Origin of the sequence: Pseudomonas sp. NyZ480 (assembly GCF_029537255.1) — a bacterium.
GTDB lineage: Bacteria > Pseudomonadota > Gammaproteobacteria > Pseudomonadales > Pseudomonadaceae > Aquipseudomonas > Aquipseudomonas taiwanensis.
This window is the reverse complement of the sequence record NZ_CP120626.1, coordinates 263,163-287,538: the sequence shown is the minus strand read 5'-3', so window position 1 is coordinate 287,538 and position 24,376 is coordinate 263,163. Positions and strand designations below refer to the sequence as shown.

Annotated in this window: 22 protein-coding genes; 10 read left to right on the top strand and 12 right to left on the bottom strand. The window is 63.4% G+C overall.

The features are described from left to right. Window positions 1-4: 4 nt before the first annotated feature. From P3R38_RS01285 to P3R38_RS01265, 5 genes are all read right to left on the bottom strand, one after another. Window positions 5-1,030, bottom strand: a complete 1,026-nt coding sequence (locus tag P3R38_RS01285) for a putative 2-aminoethylphosphonate ABC transporter substrate-binding protein (RefSeq protein ID WP_023378169.1) — start codon at window positions 1,028-1,030, stop codon at window positions 5-7. An 18-nt stretch (window positions 1,031-1,048) separates the two neighbouring features. Next, complete coding sequence (locus P3R38_RS01280) at window positions 1,049-2,773, bottom strand: putative 2-aminoethylphosphonate ABC transporter permease subunit (protein ID WP_023378168.1); 1,725 nt, start codon at window positions 2,771-2,773, stop codon at window positions 1,049-1,051. A 1-nt stretch (window position 2,774) separates the two neighbouring features. Continuing rightward, on the bottom strand, window positions 2,775-3,833 hold the full coding sequence (locus tag P3R38_RS01275) for a putative 2-aminoethylphosphonate ABC transporter ATP-binding protein (RefSeq protein WP_023378167.1): 1,059 nt from the start codon (window positions 3,831-3,833) through the stop codon (window positions 2,775-2,777). Window positions 3,834-3,957: 124 nt separating this feature from the next. Beyond that, window positions 3,958-4,827 (bottom strand): LysR family transcriptional regulator, encoded by an 870-nt coding sequence (locus P3R38_RS01270; RefSeq protein WP_023378166.1) that lies wholly within the window; start codon window positions 4,825-4,827, stop codon window positions 3,958-3,960. Window positions 4,828-4,836: 9 nt separating this feature from the next. Beyond that, complete coding sequence (locus P3R38_RS01265; RefSeq protein ID WP_277686760.1) at window positions 4,837-7,089, bottom strand: heavy metal translocating P-type ATPase; 2,253 nt, start codon at window positions 7,087-7,089, stop codon at window positions 4,837-4,839. 83 nt (window positions 7,090-7,172) lie between these two features. On the opposite strand from P3R38_RS01265, the gene cadR reads away from it, so the two are divergent. Next, window positions 7,173-7,616 carry a cadmium resistance transcriptional regulator CadR gene (gene cadR, locus P3R38_RS01260; RefSeq protein ID WP_023378164.1) on the top strand — a complete coding sequence of 148 codons (444 nt, stop codon included), beginning with the start codon at window positions 7,173-7,175 and terminating at the stop codon, window positions 7,614-7,616. Window positions 7,617-7,654: 38 nt separating this feature from the next. On the opposite strand, the gene P3R38_RS01255 is transcribed toward cadR, so the two are convergent. From P3R38_RS01255 to P3R38_RS01245, 3 genes are read right to left on the bottom strand one after another with little or no spacing between them, the layout of a single operon-like run. After that, window positions 7,655-8,626 (bottom strand): thymidylate synthase, encoded by a 972-nt coding sequence (locus P3R38_RS01255; protein WP_023378163.1) that lies wholly within the window; start codon window positions 8,624-8,626, stop codon window positions 7,655-7,657. 48 nt (window positions 8,627-8,674) lie between these two features. Next, entirely contained in the window at window positions 8,675-9,484 is an 810-nt protein-coding gene (gene lgt / locus P3R38_RS01250) for a prolipoprotein diacylglyceryl transferase (protein ID WP_023378162.1), read from the bottom strand. A 16-nt stretch (window positions 9,485-9,500) separates the two neighbouring features. Next, complete coding sequence (locus P3R38_RS01245) at window positions 9,501-10,283, bottom strand: sulfite exporter TauE/SafE family protein (RefSeq protein WP_023378161.1); 783 nt, start codon at window positions 10,281-10,283, stop codon at window positions 9,501-9,503. 130 nt (window positions 10,284-10,413) lie between these two features. On the opposite strand from P3R38_RS01245, the gene P3R38_RS01240 reads away from it, so the two are divergent. Next, complete coding sequence (locus P3R38_RS01240) at window positions 10,414-11,160, top strand: NRDE family protein (RefSeq protein ID WP_023378160.1); 747 nt, start codon at window positions 10,414-10,416, stop codon at window positions 11,158-11,160. 69 nt (window positions 11,161-11,229) lie between these two features. Here the strand turns inward: P3R38_RS01240 and ptsP are convergent, their stop codons facing one another. Together ptsP and P3R38_RS01230 are read right to left on the bottom strand one after the other, a co-directional pair. Continuing rightward, the gene (gene ptsP, locus P3R38_RS01235; protein WP_277686759.1) at window positions 11,230-13,503 is read right to left on the bottom strand and encodes a phosphoenolpyruvate--protein phosphotransferase; all 2,274 of its coding nucleotides are present in this window, start codon (window positions 13,501-13,503) and stop codon (window positions 11,230-11,232) included. 22 nt (window positions 13,504-13,525) lie between these two features. Continuing rightward, window positions 13,526-14,005, bottom strand: coding sequence for an RNA pyrophosphohydrolase (locus P3R38_RS01230; protein ID WP_003249017.1), 480 nt, complete (start codon window positions 14,003-14,005; stop codon window positions 13,526-13,528). 140 nt (window positions 14,006-14,145) lie between these two features. On the opposite strand from P3R38_RS01230, the gene P3R38_RS01225 reads away from it, so the two are divergent. Next, a complete protein-coding gene (locus P3R38_RS01225) occupies window positions 14,146-14,802 on the top strand; it encodes an HAD family hydrolase (protein WP_277686758.1) in 657 nt (218 codons plus the stop codon). A gap of 67 nt (window positions 14,803-14,869) precedes the next feature. Here P3R38_RS01225 and P3R38_RS01220 read toward each other — a convergent pair whose 3' ends face one another. Together P3R38_RS01220 and ilvA are read right to left on the bottom strand one after the other, a co-directional pair. Beyond that, window positions 14,870-15,295: a DUF2269 domain-containing protein gene (locus tag P3R38_RS01220; protein ID WP_023378157.1), complete on the bottom strand. Its 426-nt coding sequence runs from the start codon at window positions 15,293-15,295 to the stop codon at window positions 14,870-14,872. Between the two features lie 38 nt (window positions 15,296-15,333). Next, window positions 15,334-16,848, bottom strand: a complete 1,515-nt coding sequence (gene ilvA, locus P3R38_RS01215; protein WP_277686757.1) for a threonine ammonia-lyase, biosynthetic — start codon at window positions 16,846-16,848, stop codon at window positions 15,334-15,336. A gap of 132 nt (window positions 16,849-16,980) precedes the next feature. Here ilvA and rpiA point away from each other — a divergent pair, with 132 nt between their 5' ends. The 7 genes from rpiA to P3R38_RS01180 all read left to right on the top strand — a co-directional run bounded on the left by rpiA (window position 16,981) and on the right by P3R38_RS01180 (window position 24,345). After that, window positions 16,981-17,655: a ribose-5-phosphate isomerase RpiA gene (rpiA, locus tag P3R38_RS01210; RefSeq protein WP_023378155.1), complete on the top strand. Its 675-nt coding sequence runs from the start codon at window positions 16,981-16,983 to the stop codon at window positions 17,653-17,655. A gap of 252 nt (window positions 17,656-17,907) precedes the next feature. Beyond that, complete coding sequence (locus P3R38_RS01205) at window positions 17,908-19,149, top strand: SfnB family sulfur acquisition oxidoreductase (protein WP_023378154.1); 1,242 nt, start codon at window positions 17,908-17,910, stop codon at window positions 19,147-19,149. Window positions 19,150-19,237: 88 nt separating this feature from the next. Beyond that, window positions 19,238-20,419, top strand: a complete 1,182-nt coding sequence (locus P3R38_RS01200; protein ID WP_277686756.1) for an SfnB family sulfur acquisition oxidoreductase — start codon at window positions 19,238-19,240, stop codon at window positions 20,417-20,419. After that, window positions 20,419-21,807, top strand: coding sequence for an LLM class flavin-dependent oxidoreductase (locus P3R38_RS01195; protein ID WP_277686755.1), 1,389 nt, complete (start codon window positions 20,419-20,421; stop codon window positions 21,805-21,807). The genes P3R38_RS01200 and P3R38_RS01195 overlap by 1 nt, the downstream gene beginning before the upstream one ends. Next, the gene (locus tag P3R38_RS01190; RefSeq protein WP_023378151.1) at window positions 21,800-22,600 is read left to right on the top strand and encodes a MetQ/NlpA family ABC transporter substrate-binding protein; all 801 of its coding nucleotides are present in this window, start codon (window positions 21,800-21,802) and stop codon (window positions 22,598-22,600) included. The genes P3R38_RS01195 and P3R38_RS01190 overlap by 8 nt, the downstream gene beginning before the upstream one ends. 1 nt (window position 22,601) lies before the next feature. Beyond that, complete coding sequence (locus P3R38_RS01185) at window positions 22,602-23,711, top strand: methionine ABC transporter ATP-binding protein (RefSeq protein WP_277686754.1); 1,110 nt, start codon at window positions 22,602-22,604, stop codon at window positions 23,709-23,711. Further along, window positions 23,701-24,345 (top strand): methionine ABC transporter permease, encoded by a 645-nt coding sequence (locus P3R38_RS01180; protein ID WP_023378149.1) that lies wholly within the window; start codon window positions 23,701-23,703, stop codon window positions 24,343-24,345. Before P3R38_RS01185 ends, P3R38_RS01180 begins: the two co-directional genes overlap by 11 nt. The last annotated feature ends 31 nt before the right edge of the window (window positions 24,346-24,376 follow it).

Below are 24,376 nucleotides of genomic sequence, written 5' to 3'. Positions count from 1 at the left end.
GTGGTTACTGCTGGGCCACCTTTTCCGACTTGCCGTCATAGCGTTTGCGCCACTCGGCCAGAATCTGATCACGGTTCTTCGAAGCCCAGGCAAAGTCGTTCTTGATCAGGCGTTGTTCATAGTCCGCCGGCAACTCGGTCTGCGGCTTGGCGATGCCCGGCGCAGCCAGTACGGCGAAGTTTTCCTTGTACAGCTCCATGGCCGCTGGGCTTGCCGAGAAGTCAGCCAGACGCTTGGCCGCATCTGCCTTGGGCGTTCCCTTGATCACCGCCGTCGCCTCGATTTCCCAACCCAGGCCTTCCTTCGGCAACACGATGTCCAGCGGCGCACCCTGGCGCTTGAGCTGCACGGCCGGGTACTCGAACGAGATACCGATCGGGAACTCGCCTGCCGCCGCCAGCTTGCACGGCTTGGAACCGGAGTGGACGTACTGGCCGATGTTCTGGTGCAGCGCATCCATGTAGGCCCAGCCTTGCGGCTCGCCAAAGGTCTGCAACCAGGCACTCACGTCGAGGAAGCCGGTACCCGACGAAGCGGGGTTGGGCATGACGATCTTGCCCTTGTACTCCGGCTTGGTCAGGTCCTGCCAGCTCACCGGCTTGCTCAGGCCCTGCTTCTGGGCCTCGATGGTATTGAAGCAGATGGTCGCGGCCCACACGTCCATGCCCACCCAGGCAGGGGGGTTGGCGGCATCGCGGTAATTGGCGGCGATTTTGCCCAGGTCTTTCGGGGCGTAGGCTTCGAGCATGCCGTTCTGGTCGAGGATGGCCAGGCTGGACGCCGCCAGGCCCCATACCGCGTCGGCTTGCGGACGGTCTTTCTCGGCCAGCAGCTTGGCGGTAATGATGCCAGTGGAGTCCCGAACCCACTTGATCTCGATGTCCGGGTTGGCCCGTTCGAAGGCCTGCTTGTAGCTTTTGAGCTGTTCCGCCTCCAAGGCGGTGTAAACCATCAGCTGGGTACCCGCGGCCGAGGCCTGCAGGCTGAACATGGCGGAAACGGCTGCGGCAAGTGCAAGGTGCTTGTACATGGGTTGGGTCCTTACAGGTCAGGCGGTCGCGGCGCGTTGGCGCCAGGCTTGGGAGCGGCGCAGCAGGCCGCGTGAGGCTGTGGCCAGCAACAGTGAAGCGCTGGCACTGGTCAGCAGAATCAAGGTGGACATGGCGGCGGCACCCCCCACGTTGCCGGCGTCGTCCATGTTCAGCACGGCAACCGCGGCCAGGAGGGTATCGGGGCTATACAGGAAGATCGCGGCCGACACGGTAGTCATCGCCGAGACGAACAGGTAGCGGATGATGTCCAGCAGCGCCGGCAGGCAGATTGGCACGGTCACCCGCAGGAAGTGCTTGCACAGCGGCGCCTTCAACGACAGCGCAGCCGCCTCGAACTCACCGTCGAGCTGACGCAGGGCAGTGGTCGCGGTCATCTGCGCGGTGGTGAGGTAATGGGCAATGGTGCACACCACCAGTAACCCCATGCCGCCGTAAAACACATGCAGCGGGTTGCCATTGAGGTTGAAGAAGAATACGTAGCCCAGCCCCAGCACCAGTCCCGGCACGGCCATGGGAATGAAGCTGAGCAGGCGCAGCGCTTGGTTGAGCAGGCGTTGGCCTTGGGTCTTCTCCATCAGGTAGGCACCGGTGAAGATCACGACGCTGCCAATCAGCGCGGTGCAAATAGCCATGGTCACGCTATTGCGATAGGCCAGCCAGCCGCCACCGGCGGTGTCTTCGAACCTGTAGTGACGCAGCGACAGCGACAGGTTGTAGGGCCAGAAGGTGACCAGCGATGAGTACACCGCCATGCCGATCACCAGCAGCAATGCCGCACACACCAGCAGCACGATGGCCAGGCAGCAGGCATCGCGGCCACGCGACGGCTTGGGTTCGAATACCTGGGCACGGCCACTCATGGCCTGGCCCTGACGCCGGCGCAGCCAGGCATCGACGCTGAAGCTGAACAGGGCTGGTAGCAGCAGCACCATGCCGATCAGCGCGCCACGGCCAAACTGTTGCTGGCCGACCACGGCCTTGTAAGCCTCCAGCGCCAGCACCTGATAGTCGCCACCGACCACGACCGGTACGCCGAAGTCGGTGATGGTCAGGGTAAAGACCAGGCAGAACGCAGCGAACACAGCGTGGCGCGTGGCCGGCCAGGTGATGCTGGTAAATGCCCGGCACGGACCGGCGCCCATGCTCGAGGCGGCATCGAACAGGCGAGCATCGGCCAGCGACAATGCCGACAGCAGGATCATCAGCGCATGCGGGAAGGTGTAGATCGCCTCGCCCAGCACGATGCCCCAGAAACCATAGATGTTGTCGTCGAACAACCCGCGCAGCAGGCCCTGATTGCCAAACAGGTAGACCAATGCGATGGCTGGCAGCATCGACGGGGCCAGCAGCGGCAAGAGCGAAATCCCTCGCCACAGGCCTTTGCCCGGGATCAACGTGCGTTGCAAGGCGAAGGCAAACAGGTAGGCCAGCGGCACGACGATGACCGCGACGGTGAAGGCCACCGACAGGCTGTTGCCCAGCAACCAGTGGAAGTTGTCGCTGGCGAACAGTTCACGGGCCGCCAGCAAGCCACCGCCCTGACCCGCTTCACCACTGAAACCACGCCAGAAGATCGCCAGCAGCGGCATCAGCACGGCCAGCACCAGAAGGATCAGCAGCAGGCTCTTGCCGCCGACGACGAACAACCGGTCGCTCAGGGCGACGCCAGCACGCGGCGCGGCCTTGCCCTGGTTGAGCGGCAGGGACATTGGCACGGCCATCTCAGGCAAACACCTGCAGGCTCTGCGGTGGCAACGCCACCCAGATATCCTGCGAACCCAGGCGTGGCATCACCTCGGGCGTCAGTTCGGCCAGCAGGGCATGGCCTGGCAGTGCCTTGAGTTCGAAGCTCATGCGGCAGCGGTTACCGAGGAAGGTGATCTCGCGGACCCTGGCGGGGAACACGTTGTCTTCGTGTACCACTGGGTTCACCGTGATGGCCTCCGGGCGGCAGAACAGCCGGCCACTGCTGGCCTGGGCCGAACCTGGCGCCAGACGCATGTCCAGGCCGCCGACCAGGGCATGGCTGTCGTCGCGGCGTTGGAATGGCAGCCAGTTGCCCTGGCCGACGAACTCGGCGACGAACGGCGTGGCCGGCTGGTCGTAGATTTCCTGCGGGGTGGCGTACTGCTCGACCTGGCCGTTGTTCATCACCGCAATGCGGTCGGCCATCAGCATGGCTTCATCCTGGTTGTGGGTAACCATCAACGTGGTGATACCCAACTGGCGTTGCAGTTCGCGCAGTTCGGTGCACAGGTGCTCACGCACCCGGGCGTCCAGTGCCGACATCGGCTCGTCCAGCAGTAACAGCGATGGCGACGGCGCCAGTGCGCGGGCCAGGGCCACCCGTTGCTGCTGGCCACCGGAGAGCTGCCCGGGATACTTCTTCTCACTGCCAGAAAGGCCTACCAGATCGAGCATCTCGGCCACCCGCTGGCGGACCTGCTCGCGACCACTGCCAGCAAGGCCGTAAGCGATGTTGGCTTCGACGGTAAGGTTGGGGAACAGCGCGTAGGACTGGAACAGAATGCCGTAGTCTCGGGCCTGGGGTGGCAGCTCGGAGATATCGCGCTCGCCGACGTAAAGCGCACCACGGTCCTGACGCTCCAGCCCGGCGATGCAACGCAGCAGCGTCGTCTTGCCACAGCCGGATGGGCCAAGCAGGCACACCAGTTCGCCGGCGGTGATGTCCAGCGAAACATCGTTGAGCGCCGTGAAGGCACCGAAGCGCTTGTGGATGTTGCGCACTTTCAGTGGTGCGCCGGAGTTGGTGGGGGTCATGGCAGGGCCTCATCGAAGAGATGGGGCCATGCTAGGAATGCTGTGCGAAGGTTCTGTGGCTTTCAGGCAAAAGCCGGTGATAGTGGCATAGGCAGATTTTGTATCGACCGCTCCTGCAAGATCCTCAGAAGCGTGAACCGGCCACTTCCTGGGCTACACCAAGGAAGGCCGCTGGCAACCTGGCCTGGCGCCGCTCCTTGAGGCAGTACAGGTACTCGTGCATGACTGGCGCATCCTCCAGCGCCAGCACCCGCAGTTCCGGGTTGTGCGGCACCTCGTGGCGGGCAATCACACTGATGCCGATATTGCGCAGCACCGCCTCGCGTATCGACTCGCGGCTGCCGATTTCCAACAGTGCCCCGGCCTTCACCCCCGCCTCCTGCATCATCTGCTCGGTCAGTTTGCGGGTGGTCGAGCCTTTCTCGCGTACCAGCAGGCAATGCCCGGCCACCGCCTCGATCGATACCGTCTGGCGATGGGCCAACGGGTGGCTACGGTGCACCGCCACCACCAGCGGATCGCTCCCCAGGACCCGCCGAACCAGTCGCGGATCTTCTACCAGTTGCGACGATGCGGCGATGTCCACCCGGTAGTCCTCAAGCATTTCCAGTACCTGCTGCGAGTTACCGATCTCCACCGCGACTTCCACCTGCGGCAAGCGTTCGCGGTAGATCTTTACCAGGTCAAGAATGTAGAACGGCGCGGTCGCCGCGAGGCGCAAGCTGCCTTGGGCTTGGCCGCTGTTGCGCAGCTCGAACTCGATGTCGGCCTCCTGCTGCAGCAATGCCTTGACCATCGGCAGCAGGCGCACGCCCTCCTCGCTCAAAACCAGGCGCCGCCCGCCACGGTAGAACAACTCCACGGCGTACTGGCCTTCCAGGTTACGGATTTGCGTGGTGACCGTGGGCTGGCTGAGCCCAAGCTTCTTCGCCGCCAAGGTGATACTGCCCAGACGGGCCACCATGTAGAAGGCTTTCAGCTCCGAACTCAGCATGCATGTCCTCTATTTGCGCAACAGGCGCAAGCCGTTGAACACCACCAGCAGGCTCACGCCCATGTCGGCGAATACCGCCATCCACAGGGTGGCCATGCCGGCGAAGGTGATCGCCAGGAATATCGCCTTGATGCCTAATGCCAGAACGATGTTCTGCATGAGGATCGCCGCACTGTGGCGCGACAGCCTGACGAAGGCCGGGATTTTCCGCAAGTCATCGTCCATCAGTGCCACATCGGCAGTCTCGATGGCAGTGTCGGTACCGGCTGCCGCCATGGCAAAACCGATCTCGGCGCGGGCCAGGGCCGGGGCGTCGTTGATGCCGTCACCGACCATACCCACCCGATGACCCTGGGCGTACAGCGCTTCGATGGTTTTCAGCTTGTCGGCGGGCAGCAGGTTACCTTCGGCACGGTCTATCCCTACCACGGCGGCGATGGCTTGCGCGGTATGCGGATTGTCACCCGTGAGCATGACAGTCTTGATGCCCAACCCATGCAGCTCTTCGATGGCCTGGCGGCTGCTGTCCTTGACGGTGTCCGCCACGGCGAACAGCGCCAGCGGGCCAGAGCGGTCGAGTAGCAGGACCACGGTCTTGCCCTGGCGTTCCAGCGCATCCAGCTGGGATTCCAACTCGGGCGAACACAGCCCCAGCTCCTCTACCAGGCGGTGGTTGCCCAAGTGGTAGACCTCACCGGCAATGGTGCCTCGCACGCCACGCCCGGCCAGCGCGGCAAAATCATCCACCTCGCTCATGGCCAGGCCTTGCTCCTTGCCGTATTGGGCGATAGCGCGGGAAACCGGGTGGTCAGAGCGCTCGCCCAGGCTGGCGGCCAGGGCTTGTGCGCGGTCTTCGAACGTCGGTTCCAGCACCTTGACGTCGGTCTGCACCGGTTTGCCGTGGGTGATGGTGCCGGTCTTGTCCAGGGCCAGGAAGTCCAGATGGCGTCCACCCTCCAGGTAAACGCCGCCCTTGATCAGGATGCCTTTGCGCGCGGCTGCCGCCAGGCCGCTGACGATGGTCACCGGGGTCGAGATGATCAGGGCGCACGGGCAGGCCACCACCAGCAGCACCAGGGCGCGGTAAACCCAGTCGAACCAGGCACCAGCCATGAGCAGCGGAGGGATGAGTGCCACAGCCAAGGCGATGGCAAACACTGCCGGCGTGTAGATACGCGAAAAACGGTCGACAAAACGCTGGGTAGGGGCGCGCGCGCCCTGCGCTTGCTCGACGGCCTTGATGATCCGCGCCAGGGTCGACTGCCCGGCAGCAGCAGTTACCCGGAACTCCAGCGCCCCCGCCTGGTTGATGGTGCCGGCGAACAGCTTGTCGCCCACGGTCTTTTCCACAGGCAGGCTTTCGCCGGTGATCGGTGCTTGATCGACACTGGATCGGCCGCTGGTCACTTCACCGTCCAGGCTGATGCGTTCACCGGGGCGTACCCGAACCCGCGCGCCAAGAGCCACCTCACGCACCGCCACCTCGCGCCACTGGCCATCCGCCTGCTGCACTGTTGCCATGTCCGGAGTCAGTTGCATCAACCCGCCAATGGCATTGCGCGCGCGGTCCAGCGAACGCGCTTCGATCAGCTCGGCGATGGTAAACAGCACCATCACCATGGCAGCTTCGGGCCACTGCCCGATCAGTACGGCGCCCGTCACCGCAATGCTCATCAACGCGTTGATGTTCAAGTTACGGTTTTTCAGGGCGATCCAGCCCTTCTTGTAAGTGCCCAGACCGCAGCCAAGAATGGCTGCCAGCGCCAATGCGGCTACTGCCCACTCCGGGGCCAGTGTGCCAAAGTGCACGATTTCGGCGGCGATCGCGGCAATACCTGACAATGCCAGAGGCCACCAGCGGATCTTGGCCGGTTGTGGCGTGGCTGGCGTGGCATCGTCCTGGGCAGCAATCGGCTCGGCCTTCATGCCCAGGCTGTCGATGGCCCGTTCGATGTCGGCTGTTGCACCCAACGTGTGGCGCACACCCAACACGCGGTTGATCAGGTTGAATTCCAACTGCTCGATACCGGCCAGCTTGCCCAGTTTGTCCTGGATCAGCGTCTGCTCGGTCGGGCAGTCCATGGCCTCGATGCGAAAGCGGCTGAACTGCGCATCATCACTGGCCTTTTCGGTCAATTGCACGAACGCGGGCGCAGCACTGGCGCCGCAGCAGCTGTGAGCATGGGAATCGTGGCAGTGGCTATCGCCACCCTGGCCGTGGGCATGGTCGTGCGTGTGTTCGTGGCTGACAGGCTGGTTCATGAGGTCGTCCTTAAAATGCGCCTGTTGCCAAGTGAACACCCTGTAGCCACTATAGGGTCAAGCCACACGCTGGAGATTTCGTGATGAAGATCGGAGAACTGGCCAAAGCCACCGACTGCGCCGTGGAGACCATCCGCTATTACGAACGAGAGCACTTGCTGCCAGAGCCCGCTCGTACGGACGGCAACTACCGGCTGTACACCCAGGCGCATGTCGAGCGACTGACGTTCATCCGCAACTGCCGTACCTTGGACATGACCCTGGACGAGATCCGCAGCCTGCTAAGCCTTCGCGACAGCCCGGAAGGTTCTTGCGGCAGCGTCAATGCGCTGATCGATGAGCATATCGCGCATGTGCAGGCGCGAATCGATGGCCTGGTGGCGTTGCAAGAACAGTTGGTGGAACTGCGACAGCGCTGCAACGCACAGGGAAACGAATGCGCGATCTTGCAGCAACTGGAAGTGAACGGGGCGGTGTCGGTGCCAGAAACCGAGCATTCGCACGTGGGGCGCAGTCACGGGCACTAGAAGTGCCCGCGAAGAGGCCGGTGCAGACGATGGGGCCGTCAGACTGCCATCGGCGCCGTCATCGGCGCATGATGTTCATACCCTTCCAGCCAGAAATCACTCGGCTCGATCTTCTCCAACCACTCCGGCTCGTACTTGCCGGTCTCGGCGAACGCCGGCACGCGGTCGCTGATGACCAGTCTGGGTGCTTCCAGCGGCTCGCGCTTGAGCTGCTCGTTGAGCATGTCCAAGTGGTTCTCGTACACATGGGCATCACCAATGAAATAGGTGAACCAGCGCGGGGTATAACCGGTCAGGCGGCCGAACAACGACAGCAGGGCCGCGCCCTCGGTGAGGTTGAACGGCGTTCCCAGGCCCAGGTCATTGGAACGAATGTAGAGCGTCAGGGAAATTTCCTTGGTCTCGACATTGGGGTGGAACTGATACAGCAGATGGCACGGCGGCAGGGCCATTTCATCCAGCTGGGCGCAGTTCCAGCCATGGAACAAGATGCGACGGCTGCCCGGGTCGTTGGCGATGGTGTCCAGGCACTGACGCACCTGGTCGATGGCCTTGTACAGGATGACGAACGCCTGGCCCTCTTCCTCGTCCTGGGCGATCCTGCGAAAGCCCTGCTTTTCAGCCATCTCGATCGCTGCCGGGTTGCTCAGCGGAACGCGCTTGTAGCCCGGCCACTTGCGCCATTGCACGCCGTAGATCTCGCCGAGGTCGTCATGCCCCTGGCGGAATGGGTTGGCCAGCCACTGGGCGTTTTCGTTGGCGTTCTGGTCCCAGACCTTGCAGCCCAGCTCGCGGAACTCACCGGCGCTCTTCACGCCACGCAGGAAACCCACCATCTCGCCGATGGCCGACTTGAACGCCAGCTTGCGTGTGGTGATGGCCGGGAAGCCTTTCTGCAGGTCGAACTTGAGCATGGCGCCCGGCAGGCTGATGGTGCGAATACCGGTGCGGTTGCCTTGCAAGGTGCCGTTCTCGATGACGTCACGGACCAGATCTAGATACTGTTTCATGGCTTACCTGTAACAAGAACGGCAGGGGGATCGCCCCTGCCGTGAAAATCAAACGGTGGCCTTGGCCGTCGGTTTACGGTTGTAGGCCCACCAGATCAGGAAGATGCCGCCGGCGATCATCGGCACGCAAAGCAACTGGCCCATGGTCAACCAGCCGAAGGCGATGTAGCCAAGCTGGGCGTCGGGTACCCGCACGAACTCCACGATGAAACGGAAGATACCGTAGAACAGCGCGAACATGCCGGAAACGGCCATGGTCGGGCGCGGCTTGCGCGAGTACAGCCAGAGGATGACGAATAGTGCCACACCTTCGAGGGCGAACTGGTAAAGCTGCGACGGGTGACGCGGCAACTGGGCCGGGTCGCTGAACGGTGGGAACACCATCGCCCAAGGCAGATCGGTGGCCTTGCCCCACAGTTCGGCGTTGATGAAGTTGCCGATACGCCCGGCGCCCAAGCCAATCGGTACCAGCGGGGCGACGAAGTCCATCAGTTCGAAGAACGACTTGTTATTGCGCTTGCCGAACCACAGCGCCGCCAACATCACGCCAATGAAGCCACCATGGAACGACATGCCGCCCTTCCACACCTCGAAGATCAACGTCGGATTGGCCAGGTACTGGTGCAGGTCATAGAACAACACGTAGCCCAGGCGCCCGCCAACGATCACCCCCATCGACAACCAGAACACCAGGTCCGAGAGCTTTTCACGGCTCCAGGTGGGGTCGAAGCGGTTCAGACGGCGCGAAGCCAGCAGCCAGGCGCCGCCGATGCCGATCAGGTACATCAGGCCGTACCAGTGGATTTTCAGCGGCCCGATGGCCACGGCCACGGGGTCTATCTGCGGGTAAGGCAGCATGGAACTTCCTCTCGATTCAAATCAAAAAGCTGAGGCCGACGCAGAACAGCAGTGCTGCGAACAGGCGTTTCAACAAACGTGGCGAAAGCTTGTGCGCCAGACGCGCGCCGTAGCGGGCGAAAAACATGCTGGTGACGGCAATGCCGACCAGTGCCGGCAGGTACACGTAGCCCAGGCTATGGGCCGGCAAATGTTCCTCGCGCCAGCCCAGCCACATGAAGCTCAGGGCGCTGGCCACCGCAATCGGCAGACCACACGCCGAGGAGGTCGCCACTGCCTGTTGCATGGGCAGGCTGCGCCAGGTCAGGAACGGCACGGTCAGCGAACCGCCACCGATGCCGAAAATGGCCGAGGCCCAGCCGATCACACCGCCAGCACCGACCAATGCGGGCTTGCCGGGGATGCCACGGCTGGCCTTGGGTTTCAGGTCCAGGGCCATCTGTACGGCGACGATCAGGGCGAACACACCGATGATCTTCTGCAACTGCGGACCTTGAATGAGCGAAGCCGTCTTGGCACCGATACCGGCCCCGATGAGGATGCCGAGGGTCATCCAGGCAAAAATCGGCCATTGCACCGCGCCTTTACGCTGGTGCTCGAGCACGGCGTTGATCGATGTGAATACGATGGTCGCCAGTGAAGTGCCGACCGCCAGGTGGGTCAGCACCGAGGGGTCGAAGCCCTGCAGGGTGAAGCTGAACACCAGCACCGGCACGATGATGATGCCGCCGCCCACGCCGAACAGCCCGGCCAGCACGCCGGCGCACGCGCCCAACAGCAGATAGAGTACGAACTCCATTCGTCGCCCCCAAGAAAAACAATCCGGCATGGTAACGGAAGCCGGGCTCGGGGCTCTAGTGAAGTCTGTGACAGGATGGATCGACACGGCCGCAATGGGTAGAGTGGCTAAAAACACAGAGGCCCAACCGATGTGCCTGATCGTATTCGCCTGGCGGCCCGGACACCCCCTGCCGCTGATCGTCGCGGCCAACCGTGACGAATTCTATGCCCGTCCCGCACTGGCCCTGGCGGGCTGGGATGATGCGCCCGGCGTGTATGCCGGTCGCGACCTGGAGGCCGGGGGCACTTGGCTGGGCGTGGGACCCCAGGGGCGCTTCGCCGCGCTGACCAACATCCGCGACCCTAGCCAGCCGCTGGGGGCGCGCAGCCGGGGTGAACTGGTGGCGGCGTTTCTGCAGGGTGATCAGGGGCTCGAAGGGTATCTCGACCAAGTCGCCAGCCGCAGCGGGCAGTATTCGGGGTTCAACTTACTGGTCGGTGACGGTCAGCGACTGGGTTACCTGCATGCCCGCGAAGCAGAGCCCCGACTGCTGGCCCCCGGTGTGTATGGGCTGTCCAATGCCGGGCTGGATACGCCATGGCCGAAGCTGGTGAAGGCGCGAAACGGCCTGGAGGCGTTACTGGAATCAGCGGACCCACAACGCATGCTGGCGTTGCTGGCCGATGCCGAACCCGCGGCGGATGGCGAACTGCCTGAGACGGGTGTGGGACTGGCGACCGAGAAGTTGCTGTCGAGTGTGTTCATCGCCAGCCAGAGCTACGGAACACGCGCCAGTACGGTACTGATCGTGGACGATCATGGCAGAAGACGGCTGTTCGAGCGCAGTTTCGGCCCGTTTGGTGGGCATTTGGGGGAAGTTACCCTCGAAGTCTGATGCCTATCGCCAGCAAGCCAGGCCCCGAAGGCCGTTGGAACCGGCTAGCCGGCGATAGGGACACATCAATCAGAGCGCCTTGTTCGGGCCGATCATCCGCGCCAACCCAAGGTTCTTCAGCGCCAGCTGCAACGAGCTGTGGATAACCTGCGGGTTGTCATGACCCATGGCCTCGGTCAGCAGCTCCTTGGCCTTGCTCATGTTGATCTGGCGCAGCATCCACTTCACCTTCGGCAGGTTGGTAGCGTTCATCGACAGGCTGTCGAAGCCCATGGCCATCAACAGGATCGCCGCCGCCGGATCACCGGCCATCTCGCCACAGATACTCACTGGCTTGCCTTCGCCATGGGCGTCGCGCACCACGGTGTTCAACGCCTGCAACACCGCTGGGTGCAGGTAGTCGTAAAGGTCGGCGACACGCGGGTTGTTGCGATCGACCGCCAGCAGGTACTGGGTCAGGTCGTTGGAGCCCACCGACAGGAAGTCCACCTGCCGCGCCAGCTCCTTGGTCTGGTACACCGCAGCAGGGATCTCGACCATCACGCCGACCGGTGGCATCGGTACATCGGTGCCCTCGTCGCGGACCTCGCCCCAGGCCCGGTGGATCAGGTGCAGGGCTTCTTCGAGCTCATGAATGCCCGAGATCATCGGCAGCAGGATGCGCAGGTTGTTCAGGCCCTCGCTGGCCTTGAGCATGGCGCGGGTCTGAACCAGGAAGATCTCCGGGTGGTCGAGCGTGACGCGAATGCCGCGCCAGCCCAGGAACGGGTTCTCTTCCTTGATCGGAAAATATGAAAGGGCCTTGTCACCGCCGATGTCGAGGGTCCGCATGGTCACCGGCAGCGGATGGAACGCCGCCAACTGTTCGCGGTAGATCGCCAGCTGCTCTTTCTCGCTGGGGAAGCGCTGGTTGATCATGAACGGTACTTCGGTACGGTACAGCCCTACACCTTCGGCGCCGCGCTGCTGGGCACGGGCAACATCGGCGAGCAGACCAGTGTTGACCCACAACGGCATGCGGTGGCCATCGGGGGTCACGCAGGGCAGTTCGCGCAAAGCGTCAAGGCCCTGGGCGAGCTGGCGCTCTTCCTCCACCACATCGCTGTACTGCTTGCGCAGCACGTCGCTGGGGTTGGTGAACACCTCGCCTTTGTAGCCGTCGACGATCATTTCGATGCCGTCGACCTTGGAATACGGCAGGTCGACCAGACCCATCACCGTCGGGATCCCCATGGCCCGAGCCAGGATCGCGACGTGGGAGTTGCCCGAGCCCAGTACCGACACCAACCCTACCAGCTTGCCCTCCGGCACCTCGCCGAGCATGGCCGGGGTCAGCTCTTCACTGACCAGGATGGTATTGTCGGCATAGACCAGCGATTGCGAGCGGGCCTCTTGCAGGTAAGCCAGCAGGCGTCGACCGAGGTCTTTGACGTCGGATGCGCGCTCGCGCAGGTAATCATCGTCCATCAGCTCGAAGCGGCTGACGTGCTCGCCGACCACCTGGCGCAGCGCGCCCTGAGCCCATTGGCCAGTCTTGATGACTTCGGTTACCTCACCGCCAAGGGCGGCGTCTTCGAGCATCATCAGGTAGACGTCGAACAACGCGCGTTCTTCCGGGCGCAGCTGCGTGGCCAGCTTGGCGGACAGCTTGCGCATGTCTTCGCGCACGCCTTCGAGCGCGTTCTGGAACAGAATGAGCTCGGCGTCGATATCGTCGACCGCCTTGTCGGGAACCACTTCGAGGTCAGCGGGCGGCAGCATGACCACGGCACGCCCGACTGCAGCGCCTGGCGAGCCCGGCACGCCGACGAAACGCGCTTCCTGGATACCCTTGCCCTGGCGCCCCAGCCCCCTGATAGAGCCTGTGGCCTCGGCATGGGCAATTACCCCGGCCAGTTGCGCGCTCATGGTGACCAGGAAGGCTTCTTCGCCCTCGTCGAACTGGCGGCGCTCCTTTTGCTGGATCACCAGCACCCCCACCACGCGGCGGTGGTGAATGATTGGCGCGCCAAGGAAGGAGGCGAATTTTTCCTCGCCGGTTTCGGCGAAGTAGCGGTAACGGGGGTGGTCGGCGGCGTTTTCCAGGTTCAGCGGCTCTTCGCGGGTGCCGACCAGGCCGACCAGACCTTCGTTGGGGGCCATGCTGACTTTGCCGATGGAGCGCTTGTTCAAGCCCTCGGTGGCCATCAGCACGAAACGGTTGGTTTCCGGGTCAAGCAGGTAGACCGAGCAGACCTGGCTGCCCATGGCCTCCTTGACGCGCAAGACAATGATACCCAACGCCGTCTTGAGATCTTTGGCGGAGTTCACTTCCTGGACGATCTTGCGCAGCGTATTGAGCATGGCTCGGGGTCGAACTCCGTCGTCAGTCGCGCGTCAGCAGACGCGGTGCTAGCTCTTTCAGGGCGCGTCGGTAGACCTCGCGCTTGAATGTCACCACCTGGCCCAGCGGGTACCAATAACTGACCCAGCGCCAGCCGTCGAACTCTGGCTTGCCGGTCAGGTCCATCCGCACCCGCTGTTCGTTACTCACCAGGCGCAGCAGGAACCACTTCTGCTTCTGGCCGATACACAACGGCTGGCTGTGGGTACGTACCAGGCGTTGGGGTAAACGATAACGCAACCAGCCACGGGTGCAGGCAAGAATTTCCACATCGTCGCGTTCAAGGCCAACTTCTTCGTTCAGCTCGCGGTACAGGGCATCTTCCGGCGTTTCATCAGGGTTGATACCGCCCTGGGGAAATTGCCAGGCATCCTGGTTGATCCGCCGAGCCCATAGCACCTGCCCGGCATCATTCGTGAGAATGATCCCGACGTTAGGGCGAAAACCATCCGGGTCGATCACGGCAGCAACCTCGCAAACGCATGTCACCGCATTGTTCCACAAAGCTCACGAGCGCAGCAACGCGCCCACCAAGCTTATGTGCAGCGAGGTGAAAACTCCGTATTCTGCGGGCTTCCTTGTGGCAGACCTGAGTGACCGCGATGCGCCTGGCTTTATTCGACCTGGACAATACCCTCCTCGGTGGCGACAGCGACCATGCATGGGGCGACTACCTGTGCGAACGGCGCATCCTTGACCCGGTCGCCTACAAACAACGCAATGACGGTTTCTACCAGGACTACCTGGCCGGCACCCTGGACCTGCAGGCGTACCTGGCCTTTTCCATGGAAATCCTCGCTGCCACGGCGCCTGCCCAGCTCGACGAATGGCACCGCGACTTCATGCACGACTGCATCGAGCCGATCATCCTGCCCAAGGCCGAGGCTCTGCTGCGCCAGCACCGCGAGGCCGGCGACCACCTGCTGATCATCACCGCCACCAACCGGTTCGTCACCGCACCCATCGCCCGCCGCCTGGGTGTACGCACCCTGCTGGCTACCGAATGCGAGATCATCGACGGCCGGTACACCGGGCGCAGTACCGATATACCGTGTTTCCGTGAAGGGAAGGTGACGCGTCTGAAGCGCTGGATGCTGGAGAACGGCTATGACCTGCAGGGCAGCAGCTTCTACAGCGACTCGATGAACGACCTGCCCTTGCTGGAGCAGGTTGAGCGGCCGGTGGCCGTGGACCCGGATCCGAAACTGCGGGCGGAGGCGGAGCGGCGTGGGTGGCAGGTGTTGTCGCTCAGGGATTGAGACCGACAGGGCCGCTATGCGGCCCCTTCGCGACACAAAGCCGCTCCCCCAGCGCAGCGAAGCTGCCTTATATCGGCTTGGCCCCCATCAGCCCGGCGATGGACAGCAAGCACACCCCACTGAATACCGCCAGCGCCAAGGTGAACTTCAAACCCACCACCTCGGCCTTGCGCAGGCGATTCAGACGCACCAGCAACCACCACACGGCAAACGCGCCGAAGGTGTAGATGACGCTGGACGCCAGCAGCCAGGTCTGCCCCAGCGGCCAGCCGACCAGGTGTACCAGCCACCACCCGGTGAACGGCATGCTCACCAAGCACACCCCCATCAGCAGCCAGACGAACACCAACGGCCGGCGCAACAGCTTGCCATACGCCTGGGTATCGCCCCGCCGGCGCGCCACAATGGTCCAGACCGCCAGCCCCAGCGCACCCAGCAACAACAGGGCGGTGGCGACGATGTGCAGGGTCTTGAGCGTTGTCAGGTGTTCCATGTCTTCACGTCCTTGAGCGATAGGTCTAGCTTAGCCGCTCAACCCAGGAACAGCCGGTATGCTGGGTTGTCGGTCTCGTCCCAGTACGGATAACCGATCTTGGCCAAGGCCGCCGGCACCAAATGGCGCTCATCTTCCGGTACCTGCAAACCGGACACCACGCGTCCATCGGCAGCGCCATGGTTACGGTAATGGAACATCGAAATGTTCCAGCGCCCGCCCAGCTTGTTGAGGAAGTTGAACAGCGCACCGGGCCGCTCAGGGAACTCGAAACGCAGCACGATCTCATCGCTGGCGCCTGCCGAATGGCCGCCGACCATATGGCGAATGTGCAGCTTGGCCAGTTCGTTGTCGGTCAGGTCGGTTACCGGGAAACCTTGATCGCTCAAATGCTGCACCAAGGCCGCCCGAGGGTCGTTCTCCGGATGGGTTTGTACGCCCACGAAGATGTGCGCCTCGTCGGAAGTGTGGCGACGGTAGTTGAATTCGGTGATCTGGCGTTTGCCAATGGCCTCGCAGAAGGCCTTGAAGCTGCCTGGCCGCTCGGGAATGGTCACGGCGATGATCGCTTCGCGCTTTTCACCCAACTCGGCACGCTCGGCCACGTGGCGCAGACGATCGAAGTTGACGTTAGCGCCCGAATCGATGGCCACCAGGGTCTGGCCGCTCACGCCCTTGAGCTCGACGTACTTCTTGATGCCCGCAACGCCCAATGCGCCAGCAGGTTCGGTGATCGAGCGGGTATCGTCGTAGATATCCTTGATTGCCGCACAGATTTCATCCGTACTGACGGTCACCACCTCGTCCACGTAGTGACGGCAGATGTCGAAGGTATGCTGACCGATCTGGGCTACCGCGACGCCATCGGCGAACAGCCCCACCTGGGGCAGCACCACGCGCTCGCCTGCCGCCATCGCTGCCTGCAGGCAGTTGGAGTCGTCCGGCTCGACACCGATCACCTTGATCTCGGGGCGCAGGTACTTCACGTAGGCCGCGATACCGGCGATCAGACCGCCGCCGCCCACAGGCACGAAGATCGCGTCCAGCTGGCCGGGGTGCTGGCGCAGGATTTCCATGGCCACGGTGCCTTGGCCGGCGATGGTGTGCGGGTCATCGTAAGGGTGGATGTAGACGAAGCCCTTCTCGTCCACGAGCTTGAGCGAATAAGCCAGCGCCTCGGGGAACGAATCGCCGTGAAGCACCACCTTGCCGCCCCGCGAACGCACGCCCTCGACCTTGATCTCCGGGGTGGTCTTGGGCATCACGATGGTGGCCTTGATGCCCAGCTCGCGGGCCGCCAGGGCTACACCCTGCGCGTGGTTGCCGGCGGAGGCGGTGACCACGCCACGGGCCAGTTCTTCTGCGCTCAACTGCGCCAGCTTGTTGTACGCCCCGCGGATCTTGAAGGAGAACACCGGCTGCAGGTCTTCACGTTTGAGCAGCACCTGGTTGTTCAGGCGCTTGCTCAGCTGCCCGGCGCTCTGCAGCGGGGTTTCGACCGCAACGTCGTAGACGCGCGAGGTGAGGATCTTCTTGACGTACTGTTCGAGCATCGGGAAAGCATCACTGGCCGCGGGACAAGGGCTGGGAGTCTACCCCAGCGCTACGTCGGGCGACCACAGCAAAGCCGCCCGAGCCGTTATACTAGGCAACTTTGAAACCGCCCTGCCCCTTTCGGAGCCCGCATGACCCAGGACCAACTCAAACAGGCCGTCGCCCAGGCCGCTGTCGACTTCATTCTGCCCAAGCTGGATGAAAAGAGCGTCGTCGGCGTCGGAACCGGTTCGACCGCCAACTTCTTCATTGATGCCCTGGCCCAGCACAAGACCGCCTTCGATGGCGCGGTCGCCAGCTCCGAGGCCACCGCCCAGCGTCTGAAGGGCCATGGTATTCCGGTGTACGAGCTCAACAGCGTCAGCGAACTGGAGTTCTACGTCGACGGCGCCGACGAAAGCGATGCGCACCTGAACCTGATCAAGGGCGGCGGTGCGGCCCTGACCCGCGAGAAGATCGTCGCCGCCGTGGCCAAGACCTTCATCTGCATCGCCGACGCCAGCAAGCTGGTGCCGGTGCTGGGTGCCTTCCCGCTGCCAGTCGAAGTCATCCCAATGGCCCGCAGCCATGTCGCGCGCCAGCTGGTGAAGCTGGGCGGCGACCCGGTGTACCGCGAGGGCGTGGTGACCGACAATGGCAACGTGATCCTGGATGTGCACAACCTGCAGATCACCAACCCGGTAGAGCTGGAGCGCCAGATCAACGCGATCGTCGGCGTCGTCACCAACGGCCTGTTCGCGGCCCGTCCCGCCGACTTGCTGCTGCTGGGCACTGCAGAAGGCGTGAAAAGCCTGAAAGCCGAGTAACAGCTGGGCGGCGCAGGCTCTACGTTCAGGGCCTGCGCCGTCTTCACCCCGCCTTCTATGCATATTCCAAAGAGTTAGTTCATAAACTTCTTATAAGCCATTAGGGTATATAAACCGGACCACCGGACCACCAAATGTTTGTCGCGTTCAGCTGAAGCGACGTTTCTATTTTGTGAGGTAAGGAATGGTCAGGGTCACAATCACCCCAGTGCGCAACGCCAGGGCATTGAGTGCAGCCAAGGAGCGGCAATGATGTCCAGCCAGCCAAATACCCAATTTCACAGCGACCTCGACAGCTCGCCACTGCTGCTGCCGGCCAAGGTGCTGCGTACCGACGCCGAAGCTCTGCAAGCCGCCCGTGAACTGGCTGCGATCGCTCGCGAGCAGGCCTCGCGCCGGGATCAGCAACGCAAGCTGCCGTGGGCCGAGATCGAACAGTTCACCCGCAGCGGCCTGGGTAGCATCAGTGTGCCCAAGGCCTATGGCGGCCCGGACGTTTCCTTCGAAACCATCGCCGAGGTATTCCGCCTGATCAGCGCCGCCGACCCGGCTCTGGGGCAGATCCCACAGAACCAGTTCGGCATGCTGCAATTGCTGCGTCTGACCGCCAGCGAAGCCCAGCAGGCGGTGATCTTCCGCAGCGTGCTCGACGGTTGGCGTATCGGTAATGCCGGGCCTGAACGCGGCACCAAGGATACCCTGACCCTCAAGGCCAGGATCACCCGCACAGGTGACGGCTACCGCGTCAGCGGCGAGAAGTTCTATTCCACAGGAGCCCTGTTCGCCCATTGGGTTGCCGTCAAGGCACTGGACGACGAAGGCCGACAGCGCCTGGCATTCGTACGCCGGGGCAGCCCTGGGCTGCGCATCGTCGACGACTGGTCGGGCTTCGGACAGCGCACCACCGCCAGCGGCACCGTGCTGCTCGACGAGGTGCCGGTGGAGGCCGACCTGGTCATCGACAACTGGCGCCAGCGTGACATCCCCAACATTCAAGGGGCTGCGTCGCAACTGATCCAGGCCGCCATCGACGCAGGCATCGCCGAAGCGGCGATCGAAGATGCAATCGCCTTCGTGCGCGATAAATCCCGGCCATGGATCGAAGCCAAGGTCGAGCGCGCCAGCGACGACCCTTATGTGATCGCCGACATCGGCCGCCTGAAACTCGAGCTGCACGCCGCCGAAGCCCTGCTACGCAAGGCGGCCAGAGTGCTTGACGAGGTCAACGCCGGACCGATCGACGCCCAAGCGGCAGCCCGTGCCTCTATCGCCGTGGCCGAGGCCAAGGTACTGACCACCGAGATTTCGCTGCAGGCCAGCGAGAAACTGTTCGAGCTGGCCGGCAGCCGCGCCACCCTCGCCGAGTTCAACCTCGACCGCCACTGGCGCAATGCCCGGGTGCACACGCTGCATGACCCGGTGCGCTGGAAGTACCACGCGGTGGGCGCGTACCACCTTAACGGCACCCTGCCTGCACGGCATTCCTGGATCTGATTCGCCCCCCATCGCCGAACCGCCGGTGCCCTGTAGGCGCTGGCTTGTCGCCGATGGCGTGGCACGCGGCTCCACCCCGGAGAACAAAATGACGACATCGATCATCACCAGCGATGCCCAGGCATTGTCCGTCGCTGAAGAAATTGCCCAGAAACTGCGCCAGGACAGCCCCCTGCGCGACCGCGAACGCCGCCTGCCCCACGCCGAGCTCGATCTGTTCAGCCGCTCTGGCCTGTGGGCCATCAGCGTGCCCAAAGCCTTCGGCGGCGCGGGCGTATCCAACGTCACGCTGGCCAAGGTCATCGCCCGAATCGCCCAGGCCGACGCCTCCCTTGGGCAGATCCCGCAAAACCACTTCTACGCCCTGGAAGTGCTGCGCGTGAATGGCAGCACTGAGCAGCAAAGACGCCTTTACGGTGAAGTTCTCAAAGGTCAGCGCTTTGGCAATGCCTTGGCCGAACTGGGTACCAAGACCGCCCACGACCGCACCACTCGCCTCACCCGCGATGCCGAAGGTTTCCGTATCGATGGCCGCAAGTTCTACGCCACTGGTGCGCTTTATGCCCAGCGCATCCCCACCTCGGTCGTCGATGAGCACGGTACTCAGCACCTGGCCTTCGTCCCTGCCAATAGCCGAGGGCTGCAGGTGATCGACGACTGGAGTGGCTTCGGCCAGCGCACCACCGGCAGCGGCTCGGTGGTGTTCGACAACGTGTTCGTGCGCGCCGACGACGTGGTGCCGTTCGACAGCGCCTTCGAGCGGCCGACACCCGTCGGCCCGCTGGCCCAGATTCTTCATGCCGCCATCGACACCGGTATCGCCCGCGCCGCTTATGAGGATGCCCTGCACTTCGTGCGCACCCGCAGCCGGCCCTGGGTCGACTCCGGCCTCGACAAAGCCACCGACGATCCGCTGACCCTGAAAAGCTTCGGTCACCTGGCGATCCGCCTGCACGCCACCGAAGCCCTGCTGGAGCGCGCAGGGGAATACCTCGACCGCGCCCGCGACGACAGCAACGCCGACACCGTCGCCGCTGCGTCGATCGCCGTGGCCGAGGCACGGGCGATCAGCACCGAAATCTCCCTCGCCGCCGGCACCACGCTGTTCGAATTGGCCGGTAGCCAGGCCACCCTCGCCGAACATAACCTCGACCGCCACTGGCGCAATGCCCGGGTTCATACCCTGCATGACCCGGTGCGCTGGAAGTACCACGCCATCGGCAACTACTACCTGAACGACACGAACCCGCCGCGCCGGGGGACCATCTGATGGCCAAGCAGATTCTGCTCAATGCCTTCAACATGAACTGCGTCGGGCATATCAACCACGGGCTGTGGACCCACCCCCGGGATACTTCGACACGCTACAAGACCCTGGAATACTGGACCGACCTGGCGAAGCTGCTCGAACGCGGGCTATTCGACGGATTGTTCATCGCCGACATCGTCGGCACTTACGACATCTATGGCAGTTCGCTGGACCTGACGCTCAAGGAGTCCATCCAGCTACCGGTCAACGACCCACTGCTGCTGGTCTCGGCCATGGCCGCGGTGACCCGCCACCTGGGCTTCGGCCTGACCGCCAACCTTACCTACGAGGCGCCGTACCTGTTCGCACGACGCCTCTCGACCCTCGACCACCTGAGCAATGGCCGGGTCGGCTGGAACATCGTCACTGGCTACCTCGACAGCGCCGCCCGCGCCATGGGCCTTGCGCAGCAGCCTGAGCACGACCGCCGGTACGACCAGGCCGATGAATACCTACAGGTGCTGTACAAGCTACTGGAAGGCAGTTGGGACGACGATGCCGTGGTGCAAGACCGCGAACAGCGTATCTACGCCCGGCCAGACAAAGTGCGTGAAGTTCGGCACCAAGGCGAGTTCTACCAGGTCGAAGGATATCACCTGTGCGAGCCTTCGCCGCAGCGCACCCCGGTGCTGTTCCAGGCCGGTAGCTCGCCTCGCGGCCTGGCCTTTGCCGGCAATCATGCCGAATGCGTGTTCATCAGCGGGCAGGACAAGGCCGGCACCCGCGCCCAGGTCGACAAGGTGCGCGCAGCGGCCCAGGTAGCCGGCCGCGCCCCCCAGTCCATCAAGGTGTTCATGGGCATCACCGTGATCGTCGCGCCCACCGAAGACCAGGCGCAGGCCAAGCATGCCGAATACCTGCGCTACGCCAGCCCCGAAGCGGGTGTAGCGCACTTCGCGGCCTCCACCGGGATCGACTTCGCCGCCTATGCGCTGGACCAGCCCATCGGTTTCAGCAAAGGCAATGCCATCCAGTCGGCCACCCGCCAGTTGCAGGAGAACGCCTGGACCCGCCGCCGCCTGTTGCAGCAGCACGCTCTGGGCGGACGCTACGTGACCCTGGTCGGCACTGCCGAACAGGTCGCAGAGCAGCTCATCGCCTGGATCGACGAGACCGGTCTGGATGGTTTCAACCTGACCCGTACCGTCACCCCGGAAAGTTTCGAAGACTTCATCGACCTGGTGGTCCCGCAACTGCAACAACGAGGCCGCTACAAGACTGCCTACGCCGAGGGCACCCTGCGCGAGAAGCTGTTCGACAGCGCTCACCCCTACTTGCCCGACGGCCACCCTGGCTCGAATTACCGCTCAACCGCCCCTGCCCCGACTGGAGTCCTGCACCATGCTTGAGAAACTGTTCCGGCCCGTCGCGGCCATCGCCCTGACCCTTGGCCTGTCCAGCTCGCTGCTCGCCGCCGAGCCTCTGAAGATCGGCACCACCGCAGCCTTCGCGATTCCGTTGGAGGCCGCCGTGGAAGAGGCGCACAAGCAAGGCCTGGAAGTGAAGCTGATCGAGTTCAGCGACTGGATCGCACCCAACGTCAGCCTCAACAGCGGCGACATCGACGTCAATTACTTCCAGCACATCCCTTTCCTGGAGAACGCCAAGGCCGCCGCTGGATTTGACCTGGTGCCGTACGCACCGGGAATCATCAACAACGTCGGGCTGTACTCGAAAAAATACAAAAGCTTCGCCGAACTGCCCGAAGGCGCCAGCGTGGCCATTGCCAATGACCCGATCAACAGCGGACGCGGGTTGCAACTGCTGGCCAAGGCTGGCTTGATCACCCTCAAGCCGGGCGTTGGCTACAAGGCCACCGAAGACGACATCGTCGCCAACCCGAAAAAGCTGAAAATCCTCCAGGTCGAGGCCGTCCAGTTGGTGCGTGCCTATGACGATGCCGACCTGGTCCAGGGCTACCCTGCCTACATCCGCCTGGCCAACAGTTTCGACGCCACTTCGGCACTGCTGTTCGATGGCCTGGAGAACAAGGAATACGTCATCCAGTTCGTCATTCGTCCGCAAACCAAGAACGACCCACGCCTGGCCAAGTTCGTCGACATCTACCAGCACTCGCCGACCGTGCGCGCGGCGCTGAACAAGGCGCACGGCAAGCTCTACCAGGCCGGCTGGGAAGGCTGACATGAGCCAGGCCCGCGCCTTCAAGGCGCCCATCACCGACACCTCGCCACCACCGTCACGCGAGCAGGCCCTGCGCCCGGACGTCAATGAAGCCCACGTGCGCTTCATTGGCCTGGGCAAGACCTACCCCGGCCAGGCGCAACCGGCCTTGCAGGGCATCGACCTGAACATCCGCCGCGGTGAGATCTTCGGCATCATCGGACGCAGTGGCGCAGGCAAGTCCTCACTGCTGCGTACCATCAATCGCCTGGAGCAACCCAGCCAGGGCCGGGTATTGATCGACCAGGTGGACATCGCCCCATTCGACGTGGATCGCCTGGTTGCGCTGCGTCGACGCATCGGCATGATCTTCCAGCACTTCAACCTGATGTCGGCCAAGACCGTGTGGCAGAACGTCGAACTGCCACTGAAGGTGGCCGGCATGGCCAGGGCCGAGCGCCAGCGCAAAGTACGCGAGTTGCTGGAACTGGTGGGCCTTGGCGAGAAGCATCATGTCTACCCGGCGCAGCTGTCCGGGGGACAAAAGCAGCGGGTCGGCATCGCCCGGGCGCTGGTCCATGACCCCGAGATCCTGCTGTGCGACGAGGCCACCTCGGCGCTGGACCCGGAAACCACGGCCTCGATCCTCGAACTGCTGCGCGACATCAACTTGCGCCTGGGCCTGACGGTGGTGCTGATCACCCATGAGATGGCGGTGATCCGTGACATCTGCCATCGCGTGGTGGTGCTCGAACGCGGCGAAGTTGTCGAGCAGGGTGAAGTCTGGAAGGTGTTCGGCTCTCCCCGCCACGAAGTCACACGGACCTTGCTGGCGCCATTGCAGGCCAAGCTTCCCGCAGCGCTGCAGGCCAGTCTCAGGTCGGCCCCGGCCGGACGTAACAGTGCAGTGGTCCTCAAGCTGACCGTCATCGGCGAGCCCGCGCTTTCCGACCTGTTCAATGACCTGGGTGGTCGTGTGCGGTTACTCCAGGGCGGTGTGGAAACCATCGGCGAGCAGGCCTTGGGGCAACTGATCCTGTCGGTGCAGGGTTCGCCGCACGACACTCACCACTTGCTGGAGCGTGCCTGCCTCTGGGCAGAAGACGTGGAGGTGCTGGGCCATGTGGTTTGATCGCTTGCTGGAAGGTTTGCTCGACACGTTGCTGATGGTCGGTGTGTCTTCATTGATCGCGCTGCTGGTAGGGGTGCCCCTGGCGGTGCTGCTGGTCACCAGCGACAAGGGCGGAATCTTCGAGGCGCCGCTGCTGAACCGGGTGACAGGAGCGTTCGTGAACCTGTTCCGCTCGATCCCGTTCCTGATTCTGATGGTCGCACTGATCCCCTTCACCCGCCTGGTGGTCGGCACAACCTATGGCGTGTGGGCAGCCGTGGTGCCACTGACCATCGCTGCTACACCATTCTTCGCCCGTATTGCCGAAGTCAGCCTGCGCGAGGTTGACCATGGCCTGGTGGAAGCAGCCCAGGCCATGGGTTGCCGCCGCTGGCACATCGTCTGGCATGTGCTGCTGCCCGAGGCGTTACCCGGGATCGTCGGCGGATTTACCATTACCCTGGTCACCTTGATCAACTCCTCGGCCATGGCCGGGGCGATCGGCGCTGGCGGGCTGGGGGATATCGCCTATCGGTTCGGGTACCAGCGCTTCGACAGCCAGATCATGCTGACCGTCATCGCCTTGCTGGTAGCGTTGGTGGCGTTGATCCAGCTGGGTGGAGATCGGCTGGCGAAAGGGTTGAACAAGCGGTGAGTCTCGCTGGCAAGCCGGCTCCCATAGGGCG